Annotated in this window: 21 protein-coding genes; 6 read left to right on the top strand and 15 right to left on the bottom strand. The window is 60.5% G+C overall.

Translation table 11 applies throughout. The features are described 5' to 3' along the window. Window positions 1-9: 9 nt before the first annotated feature. Entirely contained in the window at window positions 10-774 is a 765-nt protein-coding gene (locus tag C662_RS01375) for a DUF2189 domain-containing protein (RefSeq protein WP_002923929.1), read from the top strand. A 21-nt stretch (window positions 775-795) separates the two neighbouring features. Here C662_RS01375 and rpoS read toward each other — a convergent pair whose 3' ends face one another. Genes rpoS through surE form a run of 4 tightly spaced genes read right to left on the bottom strand, consistent with a single transcriptional unit; the run spans window position 796 to window position 4,002 of the window. Beyond that, window positions 796-1,731, bottom strand: a complete 936-nt coding sequence (gene rpoS, locus C662_RS01370) for an RNA polymerase sigma factor RpoS (protein ID WP_002923926.1) — start codon at window positions 1,729-1,731, stop codon at window positions 796-798. 9 nt (window positions 1,732-1,740) lie between these two features. Beyond that, on the bottom strand, window positions 1,741-2,592 hold the full coding sequence (locus C662_RS01365; RefSeq protein WP_198291860.1) for a peptidoglycan DD-metalloendopeptidase family protein: 852 nt from the start codon (window positions 2,590-2,592) through the stop codon (window positions 1,741-1,743). 16 nt (window positions 2,593-2,608) lie between these two features. Continuing rightward, window positions 2,609-3,262, bottom strand: coding sequence for a protein-L-isoaspartate(D-aspartate) O-methyltransferase (locus tag C662_RS01360; protein WP_088178726.1), 654 nt, complete (start codon window positions 3,260-3,262; stop codon window positions 2,609-2,611). After that, on the bottom strand, window positions 3,259-4,002 hold the full coding sequence (gene surE / locus C662_RS01355; RefSeq protein WP_002923920.1) for a 5'/3'-nucleotidase SurE: 744 nt from the start codon (window positions 4,000-4,002) through the stop codon (window positions 3,259-3,261). Before surE ends, C662_RS01360 begins: the two co-directional genes overlap by 4 nt. Before the next feature lie 587 nt (window positions 4,003-4,589). Here surE and C662_RS01350 point away from each other — a divergent pair. The 3 genes from C662_RS01350 to C662_RS01340 all read left to right on the top strand — a co-directional run bounded on the left by C662_RS01350 (window position 4,590) and on the right by C662_RS01340 (window position 7,889). After that, on the top strand, window positions 4,590-6,059 hold the full coding sequence (locus C662_RS01350) for a tyrosine-type recombinase/integrase (RefSeq protein WP_002923917.1): 1,470 nt from the start codon (window positions 4,590-4,592) through the stop codon (window positions 6,057-6,059). 80 nt (window positions 6,060-6,139) lie between these two features. Then, window positions 6,140-7,270 carry an ISAs1-like element ISTha2 family transposase gene (locus C662_RS01345; protein WP_083485707.1) on the top strand — a complete coding sequence of 377 codons (1,131 nt, stop codon included), beginning with the start codon at window positions 6,140-6,142 and terminating at the stop codon, window positions 7,268-7,270. Window positions 7,271-7,352: 82 nt separating this feature from the next. Further along, window positions 7,353-7,889 (top strand): helix-turn-helix transcriptional regulator, encoded by a 537-nt coding sequence (locus tag C662_RS01340; protein ID WP_002923915.1) that lies wholly within the window; start codon window positions 7,353-7,355, stop codon window positions 7,887-7,889. 274 nt (window positions 7,890-8,163) lie between these two features. Here C662_RS01340 and C662_RS01335 read toward each other — a convergent pair whose 3' ends face one another. Beyond that, the gene (locus C662_RS01335; RefSeq protein ID WP_157354421.1) at window positions 8,164-8,637 is read right to left on the bottom strand and encodes a hypothetical protein; all 474 of its coding nucleotides are present in this window, start codon (window positions 8,635-8,637) and stop codon (window positions 8,164-8,166) included. A 172-nt stretch (window positions 8,638-8,809) separates the two neighbouring features. Here C662_RS01335 and C662_RS20220 point away from each other — a divergent pair, with 172 nt between their 5' ends. After that, window positions 8,810-9,250 carry a hypothetical protein gene (locus C662_RS20220; RefSeq protein ID WP_157354417.1) on the top strand — a complete coding sequence of 147 codons (441 nt, stop codon included), beginning with the start codon at window positions 8,810-8,812 and terminating at the stop codon, window positions 9,248-9,250. Window positions 9,251-9,945: 695 nt separating this feature from the next. Here the strand turns inward: C662_RS20220 and C662_RS01330 are convergent. Both C662_RS01330 and C662_RS01325 read right to left on the bottom strand, forming a co-directional pair. Next, window positions 9,946-11,232, bottom strand: coding sequence for a Y-family DNA polymerase (locus C662_RS01330; protein WP_157354415.1), 1,287 nt, complete (start codon window positions 11,230-11,232; stop codon window positions 9,946-9,948). A gap of 45 nt (window positions 11,233-11,277) precedes the next feature. Then, on the bottom strand, window positions 11,278-11,823 hold the full coding sequence (locus C662_RS01325; RefSeq protein ID WP_002923908.1) for a LexA family protein: 546 nt from the start codon (window positions 11,821-11,823) through the stop codon (window positions 11,278-11,280). 136 nt (window positions 11,824-11,959) lie between these two features. Here C662_RS01325 and C662_RS01320 point away from each other — a divergent pair, with 136 nt between their 5' ends. Then, a complete protein-coding gene (locus C662_RS01320; protein WP_002923906.1) occupies window positions 11,960-12,634 on the top strand; it encodes an SOS response-associated peptidase in 675 nt (224 codons plus the stop codon). Window positions 12,635-12,647: 13 nt separating this feature from the next. Here the strand turns inward: C662_RS01320 and C662_RS01315 are convergent, their stop codons facing one another. From C662_RS01315 to C662_RS01280, 8 genes are all read right to left on the bottom strand, one after another. After that, entirely contained in the window at window positions 12,648-13,232 is a 585-nt protein-coding gene (locus C662_RS01315) for a plasmid pRiA4b ORF-3 family protein (RefSeq protein WP_002923904.1), read from the bottom strand. A 55-nt stretch (window positions 13,233-13,287) separates the two neighbouring features. Then, entirely contained in the window at window positions 13,288-13,503 is a 216-nt protein-coding gene (locus tag C662_RS01310; RefSeq protein ID WP_002923900.1) for a DUF3820 family protein, read from the bottom strand. 364 nt (window positions 13,504-13,867) lie between these two features. Next, entirely contained in the window at window positions 13,868-14,683 is an 816-nt protein-coding gene (locus C662_RS01305) for a hypothetical protein (RefSeq protein ID WP_002923897.1), read from the bottom strand. Window positions 14,684-15,032: 349 nt separating this feature from the next. Further along, window positions 15,033-16,211: an HNH endonuclease gene (locus C662_RS19725; RefSeq protein WP_002923889.1), complete on the bottom strand. Its 1,179-nt coding sequence runs from the start codon at window positions 16,209-16,211 to the stop codon at window positions 15,033-15,035. Beyond that, complete coding sequence (locus tag C662_RS01295; RefSeq protein ID WP_198291859.1) at window positions 16,211-17,962, bottom strand: GmrSD restriction endonuclease domain-containing protein; 1,752 nt, start codon at window positions 17,960-17,962, stop codon at window positions 16,211-16,213. The genes C662_RS19725 and C662_RS01295 overlap by 1 nt, the downstream gene beginning before the upstream one ends. Before the next feature lie 27 nt (window positions 17,963-17,989). Then, window positions 17,990-18,673 (bottom strand): RNA ligase family protein, encoded by a 684-nt coding sequence (locus C662_RS01290; RefSeq protein ID WP_002923883.1) that lies wholly within the window; start codon window positions 18,671-18,673, stop codon window positions 17,990-17,992. After that, entirely contained in the window at window positions 18,670-19,209 is a 540-nt protein-coding gene (locus C662_RS01285) for a hypothetical protein (RefSeq protein WP_002923881.1), read from the bottom strand. Before C662_RS01285 ends, C662_RS01290 begins: the two co-directional genes overlap by 4 nt. After that, the gene (locus tag C662_RS01280; RefSeq protein ID WP_002923879.1) at window positions 19,202-20,488 is read right to left on the bottom strand and encodes an AAA family ATPase; all 1,287 of its coding nucleotides are present in this window, start codon (window positions 20,486-20,488) and stop codon (window positions 19,202-19,204) included. Before C662_RS01280 ends, C662_RS01285 begins: the two co-directional genes overlap by 8 nt. Between the last annotated feature and the right edge of the window lie 1,491 nt (window positions 20,489-21,979).

Here is a 21,979-nt window from a genome sequence, read left to right as displayed (position 1 = left end):
AACACAGCGATGAGCCCGATGCCGAACACCGAATCCGCGGCCACCCTGCAGCCGGCGCCGCTCACACTCGCCGACCTGAAGGCGGCGATCGCGACGGGTATTGCACAGTATCGCGCTGCACCAGGGCTCAGTAGCGCCTTCGCCGGCGTCTTCGTCGCGCTGGGCCTGCTCATGTACGTCGTCCTCGAGTTCGCGACCATCGCACCGATGAGCTTGTCGCTGGCGGGCGGCTTCATGCTCGTGGGGCCGGCGCTGCTTGCCGGGTTCTTTTCGGTGGCGGACAAGCTTCGCGCTGGCCGACGGCCAAGCGTGGGCGACGTGTGGGACGGCTTCAGGCAACTGCCACGCGGCGGGTGGGTGATCTCGTTCGTGTGCGGGCTGCTGTTCCTCATATGGATCACCGACGCCGGCATTCTTTACGGCTTCATGGTCGGGCGTGAGCCGATCGGCTTCCTGCGCCTGCTCCACCTAGAGGAGATCGTCGTCAGTTATGCCGGCTACAGCGCCATCATGGGTGCCGTGCTGGCATTCATCCTGTTCGCCGTGTCGGCGTTCTCGCTACCGCTCATCTTCGATGGCCGGGCGCAACTTGTTTCCGGCGTGGTCGCGAGCGTACGCGCGGTGTTCGGCCGCTTCGCCGTGATGATGTGCTGGGCCGGCGTATTGTCCTTGGTGATCATCGCCAGCGCCCTGTTCCTGCCGCTGCTGCTCGTCAGCCTGCCGGTCATGGCCTACGCGAGCCGCGAGCTTTATCTGCGCACTTTCCCGCGCTGAGCCACGCCGGCAGGACAAACGCTAAAGCAGTGCGTCGCGCGAGATGCCGTGCCGCTTCAGGATGCGACGCAATTGACCCAGCGCTTCGAGCTGGATCTGGCGTACGCGCTCACGGGTAAGCTCTAGCCGGCTGGCGAGCTCTTCCAGGGTCAGCAGTTCGCACTCGTCGATACCGTAACGATGCCGGATCACCATGCGCTGCTTTTCGCTGAGCATCTTGATCCATGCACGTACCAGATCCTCGATCTCCGCACAGTGAATCTGTATCTCGGGCGTAGGCTGGTGCTCGTCGGCGAGCGATTCGCCGATCGAGAGGTTCGGATCGATATCGAGCGGCGCGTCGAGCGAGGCCGTGTGTTCGCTCAACGCGAGGGTACTGCGAACCTCTTCGACCGTCTTCCCCAGCCGCGCCGCGATATCCTCGAGCGTCGAAATGCCATTCGAGGCAGCCTCGATACTGCGCTGCGCACGCAGGACCTGGTTGAGCTCCTTGACCACATGTACCGGCAGACGGATCGTGCGCGACTGGTTCATGATCGCGCGCTCGATATTCTGGCGGATCCACCACGTCGCGTATGTCGAGAAGCGGAAGCCACGCTCGGGGTCAAACTTCTCCAGCGCGTGCATCAGCCCGAGATTGCCTTCCTCGACCAGATCGAGCAAGGGAATGCCGCGGTTGAGGTAATGCTTGGCGATATTCACGACCAGGCGCAGATTGCGCTCGATCATGGTCTGGCGCGCCTCGAAGTCGCCGCTGCGCACGCAGCGAGCCAAGCGCAACTCATCTTCTGCCGAGAGCAGCGGGTTGGCACCGATCTCGTTCAGATAGAGCTGCGTGACGTCACTGAAAAAATCGTTCTCGACGACCGGCGTGGGGTGACTGGCAAACACCTCCACTTCGGGCGGAAGATCCGGTTCATGACTCTCCAGGTCGTCAAGACTTGCCGGCTCCTCCATGCGTCCCCCTTATCGTGCGGGCAAGTATCCCATCGGATCGACGGCCTTGCCCTGCTTGCGAATCTCGAAGTGCAGCTTGGGTCGATCGGCTTCCGAACTGCCCAGCTCGGCGATCTTCTGTCCCTGCACCACCTCGTCGTCTTCCTTGACGAGCAGCTTGTCGTTGTGAGCATACACGGAGTTGTACTCCTGATTATGCTTGATGACGATCAGCTTGCCATAACCACGCAGACCGCTGCCAGCGTACACCACCTTGCCCGAGGCCGCGGCATGGACCGGATCACCAACACGACCGGCGATATCCACACCCTTGTTGGTCGCCTCGTTGAATCCGGCGAGGATCGCCCCATTGGCCGGCCATCGCCATTGCCCACTGACCGCGGGCCCAGCGGGCGGTGCAACAGTCGGCGCGGGCGGCGGCACGACCGGCTCGGCGATGGTCACACGGCCACCCACCGGCTCCTGCTTGAGCGGCACCACGCCAGCATCCGCTCCGCTCGGCGGAACAGGGGTGGCGATCGCACCGGTCGCGGGCGAGGGCACGGGCGTGACGGCCGCGGTCACCGTGCCCGGCGGCGCGACGAGCAGGGTCTGGCCGACCCGAAGCTGATTGGGATCGGTGATGCCATTCCACGACACCAACTCGGGGAGCGTCACCCCATACTGGCGCGCGATCGCGAGCAGGGTCTCACCCTGGCGCACGGTATGCAGCCCCTGAGGCTGGGCCGGCACGCCCCCGACAGGCGCAGCCGGTGCCACTACACCACTGCCGTCGCGAACCGGCGCCGTCACCTTGGAGGCGCAGCCGGCGAGGAGGCCAACCGCCAGCAAAATCGCTATCGAGCTTGAACGTGTTTGCATCCGAAAATACCGTCTCTCATTCTGTACCTCCGAGAAGCGGAACGAAGCGGACTGCCTCGTGCCACGTTTCCCGGAATAGGTTGCCTTGTCGCTCTACCAGGAGCAAGCGCTGTTCGCCGCCCCCGACCGGCACGATCAGACGCCCACCGGGCGCCAATTGTTCCTTCAGCGCAGGGGGCAGGCCCAGAGCCGCCGCCGCAACGATGATGGTGTCGAACGGTGCCGCCTCTGGAAGACCCAGACTACCGTCAGCAAGTTTCAGGCGTACGTTGGGAAGCCGCAAGGGCCGCAGGTTCGCGCGCGCACGATCGAGCAAGGGCCGTATGCGCTCGACAGCGTAAACCTCGGTCGCGAGTCGGGACAACACCGCAGCCTGATAGCCACAGCCTGCCCCCACTTCGAGCACACGCCCCAGCGAACGCCCAGCCTGCAACAGCTCGATCATCCTGGCGACCACGAAGGGTTGCGAGATGGTCTGCTGATAGCCGATCGGCAACGGCGTATCGTCGTAGGCGCTGAACGCCAGACCCTCGTCGACAAAGGCGTGACGCGGTATGGCCTGCATGGCAGCAAGCACGCGCTCGTCACGGATACCCTGGCTGCGCAGCCGCTCCACCATGCGCGCACGCGCGCGTGTCGCCTGCCCAGCGTCGCCAGTCCTTGCGATCACTGCTTCAACCAGTCGAATACCGGCGAAATGAGGCCGGTGTGGGTGAGATCGATCTGCAGCGGCGTCACCGAGACAAAGCCATTGGCGACCGCATGAAAATCCGTGCCCTCACCAGCGTCGGCCGCGCCGCCCGCAGCGCCCACCCAGTAAACCGTGTCGCCGCGCGGGGTCACGCTACGCACCACGGGCTCGGCCTTGTGGCGCTTGCCCAGACGGGTGACCTTGACGCCTTGCAGACGGTCGTACGCCACATCGGGCACATTCACGTTGAGCAGGACAGGATGCGGAAACGGGTTACGCATGAAGCGTTCGGCGAGGTCGCGCGCGACACGCGCAGCCGATGTGAAATCGCTTGCCGACTTGCTCACCAGGGACACTGCGATCGAGGGTACGCCGAGCAGGAAGCCCTCGGTTGCGGCGGCGACGGTTCCGGAATAGACCGTATCGTCACCCATGTTGGCGCCATGATTGACACCCGAGACAACCATGTCCGGGAGATGCTCGAGCATGCCCGTGACAGCCAGGTGTACGCAGTCGGTCGGCGTGCCGTTGACATGATAAAAGCCGTTGGCCGTGCGCTTCAGCGAAAGCGGACGATCGAGCGTGAGCGAGTTACTGGCCCCGCTGCGATCGCGCTCTGGCGCGACCACCGTGACCTCACCGAGGGTGCCGAGGGCTTCGGCGAGCGCCGCAATCCCGGGGGCGAAATAACCGTCGTCGTTGCTGACCAGGATACGCATCTGAAATCGGAGCAGAGTGCCGTCTGATGCGGCAGGGGAAGAAATGTTAGCACAGCGTGCTGCCACTGCCGGGCGCGAGCGGTGAAAACAAAAAAACCGGCAAAGGCCGGTTTGTTTGATTGGTCGGGGCGGCGGGATTCGAACTCGCGACCCCTTGCACCCCATGCAAAATTTTACGAGAAAAACGCAAGACTTGCACCGGGAGAAAAGGTTAGCAAACAGCGGGACTTTTTTCAAGAATCCGTATAACACCCAACGCAGAGACGCTGTCCCACAAGCTATAAGTCTTTGATTTTCCACTACGGGACGGCGGGGCTGCGCTGTCCCAGACTGCCCCAATTTGTACCGCCCATCAGAGCCTGCTCCTCGCTGCCCCAATTTCGAGCCGTCGAAAATCCCCACCAATCTCCCTCGTAGTGGCCCCCCAAATGGCCCCCCAAAGTACGTCCTTCAAGGGCTCAGTGGCGACCTGCCGAGCACACTGCGAGGACCTTTCAAGCGCTTGGCAAATATCAATTTCTACACTATATCAATGACTTGCGATACTTTTGCCTGTAGACTCAGCCTATTTTGGGCAGAAGTTCTCGATGGCAAAGGCACTGACAGCAGCGGAGGTCGAGAAGTCAAGGCTCCCTGATGGGAAGACCGAGCACGAGCTCTACGACGGCGACAACCTCATTCTCAGACTTCGTCAGCGCGCCAAGAAGGTCGTGAAGGCATGGCTCTTTCGCTACAGCTCTCCGAAGAGCGGCAAGCGCAGGAAGCTTGCACTCGGCAACTATCCAGCGGTTTCACTTGCTGAGGCACGCGAGCTTGCTCGAGAAAACGAGAAACTGCTTGCAACCGGTATCGATCCGCAGGTCGAGCGCGCGAACAAGCACGCAGAAGAGCTTGCCGCCGCCGTTGCCGTCGAGCACGGCACGGTTCCGATAACAGTGAGGGAGTTGTTCGACCGCTGGGATACCGACTACCTGCAGCACCACCATTCCGACCGAGGCGCATACGTTCGGGGGCTATTCAATAACCACGTCCTGAACCAGAAGTTCGCAGATCTCCGCCTGGATCTGGTCAAGAAGCCCCACGCCATAGTAGCCCTCAACAACATCCGAGCAAAAGGCGTGACCCGCACGTGCGGTGTGGCACTCACGAACATGCGGCAGATGTTCAACTTCGGCCTCGACCATGAGTTTCTTACCGTCGACCCGACCCGCGGGCTCGAACCCAAAACCTGGAAAGGACAAAGCCGTGAAATAGACCGCTTCTTAGAAGAGGATGAGCTCCGTGACCTCTACAAGCGCCTCTACAACTGCACGTTCCCCGTTCGCTGGCAAGCAGCGATCTGGTTCATCACGGCGATGGGGACACGCATGGAAGAGACAATGCTCGCCGAGAAAGCCCACTTCGACTTCGACGGTAGAACTTGGCTCATTCCGAAGGAGAACCAGAAGAAGGTGAACAATGTGCCAGCAAAGGACCGCACTCTCTATCTCTCCGATTTTGCGGTCGCCTGCGCAAAATTCCTTCTGTCGATATCGGGCGACTCAAGATTCGTGTTCCCCAGTGAGCGGAGGGGCACGGACCAAGATAAGCCCGCAGAGACGAGCACTCTGACAAAGCTGGTTCGTGACCGGCAGCGTGCCTCAGCCATCAAGGGACGGCGCGCTACTTTGCTGGAGTTGGTTTTGCGTGGCGGCACCTGGACGCCCCACGACCTGCGCAGGACCATGTCGTCGCACATGCAAGAGCTCGGGATTCCGGCAGACATCATCGACAAGTGCCAGGCGCACGCAATCGACAACGCAGTACGCCGGATCTATCAGCGAGCAGAACTTAGGAATCTGATGGCGGACGCTTGGCAGTGTTGGGGGCAGCATCTCCAGGGGCTATTAGTCCAAGCCGACGAGGAACTGAAAGCCAGATCGCCGCAGGAGCTGCAAGACGAGCCTGATGGGGCCAAGCGTACGAGGCCTCACACGAAACAGCGCAGTGTACGCGCGGGCCGTGGCGCCCCTGGCGACAGGGCAATCGCACCGACTTCGCATAAGCAAATGCAATAACGCTTTTACTTTCATGACCTTGCGAGACTCCTGTTCACATTGTCATAAGTTGTGTAGTTTCCTACCTTTTTGGGTATCCCATGAAGGCAGGAAACGTCATGCCGCTGACGCAGGTGTTCGTCTCGATTTCCGACCCGCGCAGCGCGCGGCATGCGCGCCACGTCCTGGCCGAGTTGCTGACGGTGGCGGTGTGCGCGGTGCTCTCGGGTGTCGACGACTTCGTCGACATCGAGTTGTGGGCCGAGGCCAAGATCGACTGGTTGCGAGGCTTCATGAAGCTTGAGCATGGCATCCCGTCTCACGACACGATCGGACGCGTGTTCGGCCTGATCGCGCCCGACGAGTTCGAGTCCGCGTTCCGGCGCTGGGTGGGCATGGTGGTGCCGGCGCTGGCCGGGGATACGGTCGTGGCGATCGACGGCAAGACGAGCCGGCGCTCGGGCGGCAAGAGCAAGACTGACGCCAGTCCGTTGCACCTGGTGAGCGCGTTTGCGGCCGGCATGGGCGTCGTGCTGGGCCAGACGGCGACCGCCGAGAAGTCGAACGAGATCACCGCGATTCCCGAACTGCTTGCCAAGTTGGCGATCGAGGGCTGCGTGGTGACGATCGACGCGATGGGCACCCAGACAAAGATCGCCCGCACGATCCGCGAGCGCGGCGCGCATTACGTGCTGTGTGTGAAGGAGAACCATCCGAACCTGCACGATTCGATCCTGTTTGCCGACATCGATCCGCGAGGGCCGCTGACGCCGAGCTCGACCCATGAGACCACGATCAAGGACCACGGTCGCATCGAGATCCGCCGATGCCGCGCCTACGCCGCGATCGATCGCCTCTACAAGTCCGAGGACTGGCAGGATCTGGCAAGCTTCGCGGTGGTCGAGCGCATTCGCACCGTGGGCGATCACACCAGCACCGAGCGCGTCTTCTACATCAGCAGCCTGCCCGCCGACGCCGAGCGCATCGCTCGGGCCGTACGCAGTCACTGGGAGGTGGAGAATCGGCTTCACTGGTGTCTGGACGTGCAGTTCAACGAGGATCAGTCACGGGTGCGCAGCGGCTATGCCGCCAACAACCTGGCCATCGTTCGCCACATTGTGATGAACCTGCTGCGGCTCAACACGACGCGCAAGGCGAGCATCAAGTCCAAGCGCATGCTGGCGGCGACTATCGACGAATTTCGTGCCGAGTTGCTTGGGGTTATGACATGAAGGTGCGATTGCCCTGCCCCTGGCGAACCTTTCCTCGACATGCTGGCTCCCCACTTTAATCACCAGCAAGAGACACGCAACGATGGCTAATCAATACAAGAAGGCAAACAAGTTCAGCGACCAGTTGACCGTCGCTCAAGCTGCAGTCGAATGGCAGAGCCTGTCCCGTGAGCAACAGGAGCTCGTGATTGTTGAAGACGGCATCCCGTATCTTGCGGGCGTGGCCGAACTGACGGAGCGGGCAGAAGCGCTAGCTAATGCTGCTGAGCGAAGGAAAATCACAGGTTTAACGCACACAGAAGACGGCGCTCCGTTGCCGCTTCGCAATGTGATTCTCGACCGGGAGAGCGTCCGGGCATGGACGAGCAAGGTGCAGGCATCGTTGCCGCCTGAGCTGCCTGCTTCGCCCACTGAAAACGCAGGTACGCCTCGGATTGCAGAGCAGCTACTCAGACTGAAGGACGTTCTAACCGTTCTCGGCATTGGCCGTTCGACATTATACCGGCGCATCGAAGCCAAGCAGTTCGAGAGGGCTCACTTCGAGAATCCGGCGAGATGGCGAAAGTCGTATGTACTCTCCGTAATGAAAAATTCGGATGCGGACGAACCTGACATCTGAGGGTGCTTGTTGCGGGCCCTACCTGACCTTGAGGTTGCAGAAATCGCAAACTAAATCCTTTTTCATCCTGTAGCGAGCCACAACATGCGATAGTGCTTACTGACCTTCGTCTCTAATTTCTCTTAAGTCTATTCTCTTCCTCCGCGAGCATTTGTGCTGCTCAGCCCAAAGGAAACACTTGAACAGTCAGCCGGGGAAGACGCTGGAAGAAGAACCCCCGCTTGTTGGAAGCAAGGCAGGGGTTGGAGAGCAATATATAATCACAGTCTCATATTCAGTCAGCTTGTTCTTTAACGATTGAATAAAGCCATTCTTCAGTAGCAGGCATCAATCTCGTATCGGTAGCCGACTGATACAGCAGCAAGACAAGTTGCTGAATCTCTGCCCGCACGTCGTACAACATCTGACGCTCAACGCCAGCCTCGAGCGCATACGAAGACTCCGCGATGAAATCCAGGGCACGCTCTGTCAGACGTCTAATCTCAGCTTGATCCGAAGAGAAATCAGCTGCTTCGATCTTGCCTGCAAGCATAAAGCACATAATCGGCTTCAGTTGGAGATAACCAGCGACACGTCTGAGCAATTGCTCATTCGCGGACGCGAAACTGCGATCACCTGCAAGTAGCTGGCCGAGATATGCCGAACTGACGCCGAGCACCCCTGCTACATACTTCGCTCTATCGCCTCGGAAAAACATTCTCTGCTTGATTCGCCTGGCTAGATGCCCTCCACCATTCTTACCTTTCACCTCAGCACCCTCGTCATTTTATGATCACAATGACGTATAGCGAAACGGAAGATCGAATTAATTAATTAATTAGCAAAGAGCATTAAATCTTTGCTATCAGCAGATTATTTTTATGTTCGCGTTTTGCTGCGCTAAGCTCTAGGTCGAAATCAACTGATCAGAGAGCCTTCGAATGAAGCACAAGCTATCAAAAAAAGTTTTTTGCAAGCGGGAAGTGAACTTACTCGGCACGGCTGTTTACGCGCTTGGACCATACGACGGCGACTGGCATCGTACGCTATTGCGAGCAGCAGTTCTCGGGCTTGAAAGCGCGCGTTCGACAGCAACGCGTGAGATTCTTGAGCAACTTGTTCTGCAACTCAATCAATCAGACGAGTGCAGCCACAGGCTCACGCGTACGGTCACGTTACCCGCACGGCTGAACGCTGATGAAGTTGCGCAGGCAGTTGCAGAAGAACTTCCGTGCGACTCTGTTGAGGCGAGACTCTTGAATGACGAAGTTGTGCTTACTGCGACGCTTCGGGGGGCAGCTGACGACGCAGAGTCATTTTTCGACGCTTGCATCGACAGAGCACTTGTCCGCGCCAAACGAGCGTTTTTTCGCGACGTATGAATTTAACACCTGAAGGATCGGTCCTTCGACTTGGCAAAAAGGCAATTGCCTTGTGAAACCAAAGACAAGAGACAATGCGCACGGTCGATCAAATATTCTAATGCTCACAATAAAACATTTCATGCGCGTGAGAGGCAGCCAGCCTGGCCGCGACGCTATACGCATGTGTAGACACTCGGCACATGCGCCTCACGGAGAGCGCCCCGAGGGTTACCGCACATGTGGACGGGAGTACAGACGCCAGCGCATGCGCGATATATGTCGAACTGGGGGAAAGTCCTGAAACATCGATGAGGGGTGGCGAAGCTAGCGCCCTTGGACGAACGGCTGGCGGGTGAAGAGGCTCCATACGGGCAAACCGGTGGTGCGGCTGCTGAAGGCTTATCCTGCTAACGCAGGAGGGCTGGGCTCAGCCCACCTCCGGGCAGAGAACTGCGAAGTTCTTTGCTGCTGAGAAAGAACAACGCAGTAGAGATCCTCAGGCTGAGCCTTAGGCTCAAATGAGAGAAACAGGAGTATGGGGGAGGCTCGCTCAGACTCAGTTTGTTTGTCTCTTAGCTCGAGCGAGGGGGCGAAGCCCCACCGAAGAGAACAATGGCCATATGGAGACGAACTCAATTAACAGAATACCTCCCAACAGGGGTCATCGAGAGCTGAAAGAGTATGCCGGGCTTGAGTAAAGACTTTGCCAAAAGCTAAAGAGCTTTAGCTACGGGCAAATACAGCCAAGAGGTCGTGTAGGCCGGCGAAAGCCGGCCTCGTCGCATCTGCCATGCCTTGTTGAGGCCCTCAGCGCTGATGCGCACCGTTCCTCTTCCCCACTTCGCGTTGATGCTGTCCATCGCCTTCATCACACTCTGCGCTCGCTCATCCCCCGCTTCATGCGCAAAAAGGCTTTGCTGGCGCAGCTTGCGCGGCTGCAGATCAGTCAGCATCACCCCTGCTTTCTGGTACGCATAACCTGGTCGGTAGATGCCCTTCAGAATGTTGATCGCGAACCGGCTCAGCACCCGCGTGTCGGCCGTGGGCTCGGGCAGCGGCAAGGTGACCGCTCGCTGATACTGTGGCTCCTTCGGTTTGAAGGGATTGGTGCGGATGTAGACCTGGACGGCGCCGGCAAGGCTGTCCTGCGCACGTAGTTTCTCAGCCGCTTTGGCGATGTAGCTCGCTACGGCTTCCCGTAGTTCATCCAGGTCATACACGTACTGCCCGAACGACCGACTGCTCATGATTTGCTGCTTGGGCGGAGCGACGTCCTCCAGGTCGAGGCAAGACATCCCGCGCAGTTCGCGCACCGTGCGCTCCAGCACCACCGAGAATCGCGCTCGAATCGTCTCCGCATCGGCATCCCGCAGGTCTCGCACGGTCTCGATACCCATCTCACGTAACCGGTCGGAGATTCGGCGGCCGATGCCCCAGACCTCGTCAACGGGGATGGTCGCGAACAGGTTCGACAGCTCGGTTTCCGACATCACCGTGAAGTCGCAGACACCGTCCCGTCCAGCAAGTCCCTTCTTCGCGCAGTGGTTGGCCAGCTTGGCCAGGGTCTTGGATGTGCCGATACCGACACACACCGCCAGCCCAAGCCACTGGCCGACTCGACGACGAATCTCAACGCCGTAGCCATGCAGGCCAGCCGAGTTCAGCCCGTGGTAGCCCGAGAGGTCGAGGAAGCTCTCATCAATCGAGTAGACCTCAACGTTCGCGGAGAACTGGCTGAGCACCTCCACGACGCGATTGCTCATGTCGGCGTACAGCGCGTAATTCGACGAGTACGCGATGATGCCCTCACGCGTCGCCAGTTCTCTCAGTTGATGCCAGGGCGCCCCCATTGGAACGCCAAGCGCCTTGGCTTCGGCCGAGCGTGCGACTACGCAGCCATCGTTATTCGAGAGCACAACGACCGGCTTTCCCAAGAGCCTCGGGTCAAAAAGCTTCTCGCAACTGGCGTAGAAGTTGTTGCAATCGACCAGCGCAAACACTGCCACTGCGTTACCTCGTTACCCGTGTTACCCAGAGCGCTGCAGTCATAGAAGACGTTTGAACTTGCCGACCACCACGCCCCAGACCACCATCTCCATTTCGCCGGTGACCTCGATAGTCGGATAAACGGGGCTCTCAGCAACCAGCGCGACCCTGCTGCCCCGCTTGTACAAGCGTTTGACCAACCGCTCGCCATCGACGAAGGCGACCACGATGTGGCCATGTTGGGGCTCGACACTCTTGTCGACCACCAGGATGTCGCCGTCGAATATTTCCGCGCCCTGCATCGAATCGCCCTGGACCGGAAAGAAGAAGGTCGAAACGGCGTTACGGACCAAGTAATCGTTGATGTCGAGCCGCTTGTCCTCGTAGTCGGCCGCCGGCGATGGGAAACCTGCCGAGACCTTTCCGGCAGCCAGCGGGATGGCGAGGATTGTCGCGTTCCTGTCAGGCCAAAGCGTTTCGGGAAAATCCTCTGGGCCCGGAGAACGCAGTCTTCGCCGCTGGGTGGTGTCAGGCAACGAGACACTGGTAACAGCTGGCGTTGCATCAGCTCGGTCGGAGTGGAGAAATGGGTGGCAGCCGTTCATAGCTGTATTTTCCTACAGCTCGCAGCTGCCTACAAGCTCACCAATCAAAGCCCCACACCCCAAGTCACGCCCAAGCGTTGCAGCGACAACCTTCACAACCGATGATGCCCCATCCGACAGCCACAAGAGAGAGAACATGTGCGGTCGCTACGCCCTCTACGGCCCCATTTCACGTTTGCACGAGCAGTTCGACGCACGCATCGACGAGCTTCCCGAAGGATTCGGCCCCCGCTACAACGCCGCGCCACTCCAGATGCTCCCAGTCGTGCGTCAGCGTCCGAACGGGGGACGTGTTGTGCATCTACTGCGCTGGGGTCTGGTTCCGAGTTGGTCAAAAGACGACTCCATCGCAGCCAAACTCATCAACGCCCGTGCCGAGACGCTCGCAGAGAAGCCTTCGTTTCGTGCGGCATACAAAGCGCGGCGCTGCATCATCCCGGCGTGCGGGTTCTTCGAATGGAGGCCCGGCAAACACGGGAAACAGCCTTACTACATCCATCCAGCCGACGGCGGCCTCTTCGGCTTTGCAGGCCTTTGGGAGCGATGGGCCCCAGCAGACGGCATGACCACCGACACCTTCACCGTCATCACAACCGCTGCAAACGACGCCATCCGCCCCCTGCACGACCGAATGCCCGTCATTCTTGCCCCACAGGACTACTCAACATGGCTTGCCAGGGCAACCGAACCTGAACGCCTCGACAGGGTCATTTCATCACCCACTGTCGTCACGGTTGCACTCTTCCCAGTCTCGAAGGCTGTCGGCAACGTTAAGAATGACAGCCCTGGCCTGATACTCCCGGTGGAGTAGCGAGCGACTGACGTCAAACCCAACGATTCCAGGCCATCCGCAGTAAGGCCGCATTGGCAGCATGGCGGTCAAACCGCATCGGGTCGAAATCCTCACCGGCCCATTGCAGAAGTCGGCGCCCTTCCTCATCCAACGGCCGCTGCGAAATCTGCTCGATGAAGTCCATGTACGCCGCTGCACCGCCCACATCCTCGGGCGGACATGCCCTCTCGCCTGCAGCAACATAGGCGTAGCCGCGCTGGTCCGCATCGAGCGACTCCACGCGCTCGACCACGATACGGTGCCGCCAGCTGTCGCCAAAATCGTAGAGGTAGGCGAACTGGTCGCCGGTAGTCGCTACGCGGTCCAATCTGACTCGGCGCTCATCGACGATGTCCCGCTCCGGGCCGTCTTCTGGATGCGGCGTTGCGTAGGTCTTGCCGCCAATCTCGAACTCATGGAGATGGGCGTCGGTCCAGCCCACCGCGGCTTGGATGTAGTGATGCAGCTTAACCAATGTCGTATCGCCATCGACAAGTAGGCGTCGCCAGACAAGCGGTTCGATGTCCTGAAGCTCGATGCGAAGGATGTAGACCTTCGCTGTGGTTTTACGCGTCATTCAATCCCTCCTTCCAGCCAGGAAACAGCCAGTACCGCAGCGCCTGGGCTCTTCATTACGGTCGCTTTCGAAGCGGCTCGACCAAGGCTCGCAAGTCGTTATGGTCAAGCTCATGCATGAGCGCAAGCAACTGTCCGAGCTGCCCTTTTGGGAAACCTTCCCGAGCGAACCACGCGAGATAGTGACCAGGCAGGTCGGCGATGAGCCGGCCCTTATACTTCCCGAAGGGCATCTCGCGCGTCACGAGCAACTCCAGCAACTCTAGGTCCATTTCGTACTCATCAGTTTGCCTCGCTCCCGGCAACGCCGCTGGTTTTTCAGGCTAACCACCGCATTTTCCAAACCCTGTCGCCGACAACGCGCCGCTGCAGGAACACACTCCGCTTCGCCACTTCCGGCACAACAGCTTCGGAGTACATCATGAGCAAGAATGGCGGTAACAACGGTAACGGCGGCTCCCGCAGCGGCAACGGCAGCAACACTGGCAACAACTCTGGCGCTGGTCGGGACCGGCCTTCCACGGGTTTCCCGGGCGGGAATTGGCCTTCCGGCACTGGCAATCCTTCCGGCGGAGGGCGCGGTAACGCCCCGGCACGCGGCGGCAAATAAAGACGTCGCCTCTCGCTTAAGATGGATTAGCTCGCGGCTGGGCACCTGTCCCCGGCCGCGAGCCGCCCCTGATGGTAGCGATACCAGAAGGGGTAGCGCTGCTGACACCACGACTGGAAACTGTCGCAGCCAAAGGGGAACGTCGGCCATGGAGCGAACAATTCGGCAGCCCAAGGTGCATCAGCGTACCTCGCCATATCGGCAAGCCGACTCTCCGTCACGAAACCGAGCATCGTCAGGTAACGTGCCGCCCACAGCAACCTCCGAAGGCGCTCCTCTTGGTCAGGGCAGCATTTCTTGGCGATACGCTGAATCAACTCCTCCTCTGGCAGCGTCATTCCGGCACTCCAGCGTTTCAGCGTTTCCACCGAAAGTTGAACGCAGGGAGAGCCGTGTGGGTCAGAGAGGCGGTTCACAAGCCCCATCATCGACTCCTGCTGCGTAGCCCGCATCAAGACGCGATAGAACTGCGCCCCGGGGATGCCACGGCGACCACCCGGCCCGTCGAGTAGCGCGGAAATGTCGCACCCAGCTGTGTCACTCCGCCCCTCCTCGATGCCCACGCTCCAGGCTGCCAGATGGGAAAGCGCGGTTTCAAGGGTTATCGCCCATTGGACAGGTCCGAGACGCTGCTGCGAGGTCACGGCTGCAAGCGCATGGGACATCTCAGGGGAGAGCAACGGCGCAGTGAGCTCATCACCCTTCATGGCCCGGGTGGCGCCGAGAAAATCCTGCTCCCTAATCAGACGGACCGGCTCAACAAGGGAAGCCTCAAGCGCCACAAGATAGCGATTGGCGTAGGAGTACTCCTCAATGGGTGCCTCCTTGTGGAAGCCGTCCATAAAAGTCGCCCATCTGCCTCGCGCTACAAGCAGACTTAGAGCTGCCTGGTCCCCCCCGCGGGCAGCGTCAAGAGCGGACTGAAACGCCTCCCGTATCCCCGAACCTGCCGGTAGAACCTCAAGTAGCGCGTCGCAAAGCTTATCGGGAGGCGGTTGCCCCCGCCGGCGGTGGTACTCAAAGCTCTTAACCAATGACTCCTTACCCAACTCGCGCCAAACTGCGCTCATTGGCACCCCAGAGAGCTTTAGATGGACCTCGGGCGAAAGCAAGAAATAGCTGCTGAGCACAATCGGAGCTCGCCGCCCGCTGAATGGATTCGGGAAAAGCCGGCGCGTCACTGCGCTCCCGTCACCCACGGGGCGCTTCCCGGAACACTCTAGCGCGGTGCCACACCAAGTACTTCCGGTGACCGTCGGCAAGCGAATCCGCTCGCGCCTCCACTCCGCCAATCCCGAGCAGCGCCCATTGGCGGTCGCTCAACTGCGGGGAACGCAGGAGTTGGCCCTCGTCAGAGAAGGTCACCAAGCCCCTATCGAACAGGGCATCCAGATGAGGCGCAAGCAACAGTCCGTTAAACACATCCAGGCGTTCGGCATCGTTCTCGCAGTCCGCCCACGGCTTGATATGCGATGCGCGCAGCACCTCAACCACATCCAAACCAGTCACTGCGCACCGGCCACCCCAGTAATCGATGAGAGTTCGCCGAAAGATGTCCTGGCCGACGCGCTGGACCACCTCGCGGACAGCTTCCGTGCTGTTCGGCGGATTCCGAGTCTTGGCAACGAACTCCCGCAGCCCTTCCTGATGCAAGACTCGAGAGATGGCGGTAGCCCGTAGCAACATGCCATGTAAGCGAGCGTAGCCCTCAACCCCGTCAGCCCGCATCGCCCAGGGCCCCGACTCCTGAGACGGTGCAAAGCCAAACTCAACTCCGAGTCGCTGTCCTATCGCCGCATCAGACAGACCCAGGCGGTAGATGCCCGGTTGCTGAACGGCGACGCCAACCCATGCGGGAAAGGCCGTGGAGCGGAAGATGGTCCAGCCCCCCTGGTGCTCGGGTGTCAGGTCGAACCCTGCATCGGCTGCTGCTTTTGCAACACGAGTCTGCTCAAGGGAATGGCCAGCCTTGGCACCGCGTACGTCCGCGTACCAGCAAAGAACCGCCCGCAGGGCCGTTTCGTCCGCAACGAGGCAGGAAACCTGATTGGGCGCAGCAAGCTTGGAGTCCTGCTGCTGCTTGATACGGGAACCCTGGTAGGGCTCCGCGCACACCTCAACACCGGCCATAGCCGGCAGTTCGCACCGTTCGAGCAGCAGGCGGGTCTGCTTGGCCAAGTGTTCGCCCGAAGAAACGTCGTAGTCGCCCAGCACAAGTGAAAACTGCCTGCCAAGTGGCCCGCCTACGGCAAAGAGCTGCGCCTTGCTTCGACTGCGTACATCGAATCGATGGATGCCTAGCTCATCAGCCAGCGGACCATCGATGACGTTCAACGCCTCCTGAGCGGGAAATCCAGGGATGGCTGCCATCAAGCCTCCGCCCCAACCAACTTCTGGTAGCCCTGTTTGATGACCTGCGCAATCATCGGCCGCCGGGCAACCAGGAAGCTCTGGTAGTCCATCTCCTGCCACCCCTCTGGCAAGGCGTGCCAATGCATCATGGCCTTCAGCTCATCCGGGCTGAACCGAGCCGCATACTTGGGCCAGTACTCCTTGGGCGGGATATCGGAGATGGCAATGTTGTCGTCCCACTCCACCAGCGCATAGTTGGCAATCTGGTTGGTATCGCGCAGCTCCTTGACGCCAATCTTGTGCAGGTAACGCTTCGGAAAGAGGTGGTGACGCTCCAGCGGTTTCTTGTTGCCGATGGCCGGTGGGTCGAGGAGGTCTGCGACCTTGCCTTTGGAGAACAGCGCTTTCGCCTCGCACAAGACCAGCGCAGCGTAGTAGGCAAACAGACTGGGCCCACGGCTTGCGGAGGTAGATAGCTCAAGCGGCAAGGTCTTCGCCCAGTAGTCGTCGGTGAGCGTTGCCAGTTCCACGTCCCTCAAGGCTTTCACGAAGGCTGCGGGGTCGTTGCCTTCAGGCAGCAGCTTCAGGTCCGTCTCGTAACGGGTTTCAGGCGAGCTCGTGTAACGCCCGGTCAGCAGTGACATAAACAGCCATCGGGCGACCTCCTGCTTGAGGACAAACGATTGCACACCAAACTCGGTGCGGCCAATGAGATAGAGCTGATACGCGAAGATGAGCGCCCCCTCTGAACTCACATAGCGCAGGTGCCGATAGCCCGCCGCCTTCACCACGTTCAGGAAATCCGCCCAGTAGGTTAGGTTCAGCACATTCGACTGAGCCGTCTTCAGGCGTTCGAACTGCTCCGCGCGCCGCTGCGGGCAGAACTCGCCAGTGCGCAAGTCCTTGCCGCGCAGAATCGAGTACACATGTTCAAGCCGGCCGCGCCGGAAGGCCACCCCGACATCGACCCGCAGCAACTGGTCCGGCTCGGGTTGAAAGATGGGGTTCAGCGGACTGGCCCCGTTGCCGGCAAGCGGCTTGCGCGTCGCGACGCTGAAACGCTCAAGGTCGGTGCGCCCTTCGTCCCAATGAACCGACATCAACGTGAGGATGAAATCCGACTGGTTGAGCTTCTTGCCTTCGCTGTTGATACGCACGAAGACGTCGGCCACCTGCTCTTCGTTGGCGGCCTGGGTGAGTTCCAGGGCAACAAAGGGGAAGTTGTTCAGACCAGCGAGGCGGCCAATGGCCTTGGCAATCGCACGCTCCTCATCCTTGCTCACATCCCGGCTCTGACGGAGGCGCTCCAGGTAGTCACTGATGGTCTCGTAGGTGTCCCGCTGGAAAACCAGTGACACATCGGGGATGAACTCCGGCTGCTTCTCGGTCGTGGCATCCGGCACGGCAAACTCGCCTTTCAAGGGATTGAACGCAATCCGGATGTACTCGTGCTCGAAGTTGTCGCGCAGCACAGGCTCCCTCATCACCACCGCGTACAGCGAGGTTAGGCGCTGCTGCCCGTCGACGATGAGCAGGGACGGCGCCTTCTGCTTCTCACCCTGGCCGATACCCTTGGTACCAACCTCCTCCGCACCCGTCTGCCAGAACAGGAAATACCCGACCGGGTAGCCCTTGTACATCGAGTCGAACAGGTCACGGACCTTGGCGTTCGGCCACACGAACGGCCGCTGGATGTCCGGCAGGCCGATGACGCCCAGCTTGATCTGGTCGAGCAGCAAGCCCAGCGTGTAATCAACCTTCTTGAACAAACACGAATCCGTCATAAGCACTCCAGGTCAGTTCTCCAGGCAGCGGTTCCACTCGATGCGCCGACTGCGCCAGTGACCGTCGATAGCCTGAGTGAATTCGGCACGTACCAGCTTGGCCCGTGCATTGCACCAATCACCGCCGTCCTGGCGCACCACCACGCCTTCCAGCGGGCCATCAGCACTGCGGCTGCGCTCGGTGGCGACCAGGCGTTCCAGCTGATCGAGACGAACGCGCCCCTGGGCCAGTCGCGGCACGCAACGCAGGCCGGCGGCTGTGGCCAGTGCATCGCGCCGCTCCACGCTCCAGAAGCGCCCCGCGCCCCGGTCATAGACGTCGAACAGCAGCCACAGATCGGGCAAGCGGTCGTAGTGCAGAGAATGGCGTGCCGCGCACCACTCGCCAAACAGGATCAAGGCTGGCTGCAACACGGCCAGCAGACCCCTTTCGTGCATGGCCAGCCAGGCCGGCAGGCGGGAGAACTGCCCCCCGAAGGGCGGCGCCAGATACTGACCACGGTTCTGTGCCCGCAGGCCCCCATCCGGCGCCAGCGAAATGCCCAGATTGGCGCCATCGAGCTTTTCCTCCACCACGACCTCGCCGTCCAGCAGGGCAGCCGCCTCGGCGCGGGACAACACCTTGTCGTCCCGCGGGGCGCCCTTCCCCAGCCAAGCCAGGTGAGGGGTGTGGGGAAAGCGGAAGAAGTCGGTCATACCCTGCCCTTCATCCGTTGCCATTTCGGCCGCAGCCACTCGTGCTCCAGCAGGTGTTCCGTTGCAATCCCCGCGTCCTCCAAGGCTGCTTCGCAGTCCAGCCAGTCCGTGTCGCAGGCGTTCGCCAGCGCACAGGAATGTCCATCCTCCTGGGCTGCAAGCACTGCAGCCACCATCTTTCGGTCTGCGAGATCCGTCACCGCGCCCGCAAGGTCCGGCGGTAAGCTGGCATGGCCGTCGGCATCTACTTCTAGCCCGACCCAGACCACCTCGTTGCGATCTTTCTTGGCCATCATCGCCAGCCAGCCGTAATCCTGGTCGGTGAGCTTGTTGCTGTACTCGCCGCAGATGTGCCAATCCCAGTCCAGCACCGCATGGCGCTGCGCGTCCTGCTCAAAGGCCATCAGCCAGTTCAGCACCTTTTTCCGGTACTCAGCCTCCTCGACTGGCGTTGCATCAGGCTGAAAAGGCGAGCCCGCATCTGCGGCACTGGCCAGGATCAGCACATTGGTATCCAGCACCCGAGCATCAGCCATTGCCCTGCTCCTTCAGACGCTGGGCACGGGCCAAGGCTTGAGCGCGCGCCTCACCGACGCTATCGCCAAAGAAGTTGGGAGGCCAGTTCATGACAGCACCGAAGGCATCCATTTCCAGAGGCTTCAGGGTTGCTGCTGCATCCCTTTCGATGAAATACAAGGCCGTCTGGTCGTGGGCCAGCTTGTCCTGAGCCACCAAGGTCTGCATCCGCCTGAACAGATGTTCGGAGTGCGTTTCCACCAAAAACTGCACCTTGCGCTCTTGGCTGGCCTCTACAAACAACTCGGCAAGAATCGACTGAGCCAGAGGATGCAGGTGAATCTCCGGCTCTTCGAGGATGATCGTGCTTCCCGACGGTGCAAAGTAGGCGATCACGAGCACCGGCAGCACCTGGGATATGCCAATCCCCACGTCACGCAAATTGCAGGCAATCCCGTCGCGATGCACCATCAGCTCGTAGCGGTTGGAGCGGCCGTGCTGCCTCACCTCCAGCTGGTCCGCCACCTTCATGCGCGCAAGCCAACGGGACACCCCCTTGACCACGTAATTCTGTGCCTCCCCCTTCAGCAGGGCGCTGGCCAGCAGGGCGTCGATGGCACCACGACCGTCGCTACCGACTTCACCCGGCTTGGTCTTATTCCAGGGATAGTCTCGCTCCGGCTTGCGGCGCAAAGGTCCCAGGTAACTGATTCCCTCCAGTTCGCGCCGGACGGCCAGGCTCAGGTCTTCGACCAGCTGGCCGTCCTGGTCCAGCGCGGCAATCGCATCCGCTGAAAAGGCAATCGAGCGCTCCGGTGCGCAGTTTCGCCCCTTCAGGCGAGGCTGAGCCTCATCATCCACCAAGATGGAAAACGCGCCTTTGTCGCGACGTACCGACCGGAACTGGTGCGCCCCGGTACGCAGGCTGAGGGACTGGACGGCAACACTCCCTGAAGAGGTCTGGCCGTAGCTGCAATCGAACGAACCCGCCTGAATACGGCTGCCATCCGGGCGTTCGAAGTCGAAGGCAATCGAGAACTGCCGTGGCGAGACACTGCCCTGGTGCAGCACATCCTCGAAGCTGCCAAAGTTGAAGAGGTCGTTGATCTCGTCGCCACCGAGGTTCAGATGCACCGTCCGATCCGGAGACTGTGCGGTCTGCTTAAGCAGCAGCAGACTCTGGATCAAGGTGGACTTGCCCGACGAGTTGGTCCCCAAGAGCAGGGTCACCGGCTTGAGCGGAATGTCACCGGTGTCTTTCCAGGCTTTGAAATTGGTCAAACGCAATCGCGTAAACATCAGTACAAGTCTCCTGTTTCGAGTCTGTCCCAGGCTTCCAGCACCAGCCGGCGGGTGCGGTATTCGCCAAACTCGCGCATCTCGTTGTTCTTGAGCACGCGGAAGGTCTCGGAAGGGTAGTCCTCACCCATGACGTCGGCGGGGTCGAGGATGTAGCGGAGTTCGTCGCGGGTCAGGCCATAGAGGCGGGCGTAGTAGGCGTCGAGTTCGGCGCGCAGTTGGGCGCGGCGTTCCGGGTTCCAGGGGAAGGGTTCGCCGTCGTAGCCGAGGTCTGCGGCCCAGGGTTGCAGGTCGTGGGCGGTGTAGGTGAGTTCGAGGACGCGGGGGACGATGAAGGCGAGGTCGGCGTCGGTGTAGCGGTCGGGGGGGAGGTTCGGCAACTGCTTCTTCACGTGATACTTCAGATGCGTGCCGCCGACCTTCTGCCGGGCAACATAGTCATGCACCAGTGAGCACTGGTCGGCTAGCAGGCATGCGGCCTTTGGCCCATGTTTGGGGTCGGGAAACATCAGCAGTAGCGTGTCGCCGGTCGCCACCCTCGGCACCACCGACGCAATCACCGTCCGCTCATTGGTCGCGTTGGTGATGTCCCGCCACCCCATCAACCACCCCCGCTCCCAGCCCTTGTCGCGCAACCGGGCCTCGACCTCGGCGGCGTCGACCCAGTAGCGCGGGGCAACGCTGAAGGTCGGGTCCTGCTTCTGGACGCTCGAAACGTCGCCACTGCTGTCCGCCGAATAGGTGGCCCAGCGGTGGTCGAACTGGTGAATCATCTTGGCTTCGTACAGCGGCAGGCGGCTGGGGGCTGGGGCGTCGTGAAAGCGATAACTGTCGGTATTCATCATGAACATCAACATGAACTGCAGACCCCATGGGTTCGCTTCCGGCGAGGAGTCAGTCCGCTCGCGAAAAAGCACCGGGACACGCGAGTAGATTCTTTTGGTGACCTCTGCATCCGCGTTGGTGCGGAAGACGGGGCAGGTGCGGGTATTCGGGTTCAGGAGCTCGAAATCCGCTGGCGAGAGCTTGAAGCGACGGCGCAGGTCCGTGAGTTGGTGCGTTTGGGAAGCGAAACAGACAAACTCCGCTGCATCACTCTGACCAAGCGTGAGCAAGCAGAACTTCATGCGGCTATCCACTGCAGGGAATAAGCGTTCCCTGTTCTCAATGTCATAGAAGCTGACGAGATTGCCGCCGGCGATGCGATTGAAAAGGTGCTGCGAGAACGAATCGGTCGCAATCCCGGAAGGCACAATGAAACCGGCCCGTCCGCGCGAGTTCTTGGCATCAAGAAAGTGCTCGGCGAACAGATACGCCAGATTCAAGCGCCCGAAGCCGGAGGTCGGGAACCGGCCACTCTCATGGATATAACTCTGGACGGCTTCGGTCGTCCGGACTGCTGACCAGTAAGCCGAAAACAGTCGTGAATTCTCGTTCTCCAACGCTGCGATGAGTCGGTCCCGCGCAGCCATGTGCTGGGCATTGGCGATA

The sequence above is a fragment of the Thauera sp. 28 genome, assembly GCF_000310145.2.
Classification (GTDB): Bacteria; Pseudomonadota; Gammaproteobacteria; order Burkholderiales; family Rhodocyclaceae; genus Thauera; species Thauera mechernichensis.
The sequence above is the reverse complement of the archived record's forward strand: the minus strand, read 5'-3'. Positions and strand labels throughout refer to the sequence as shown.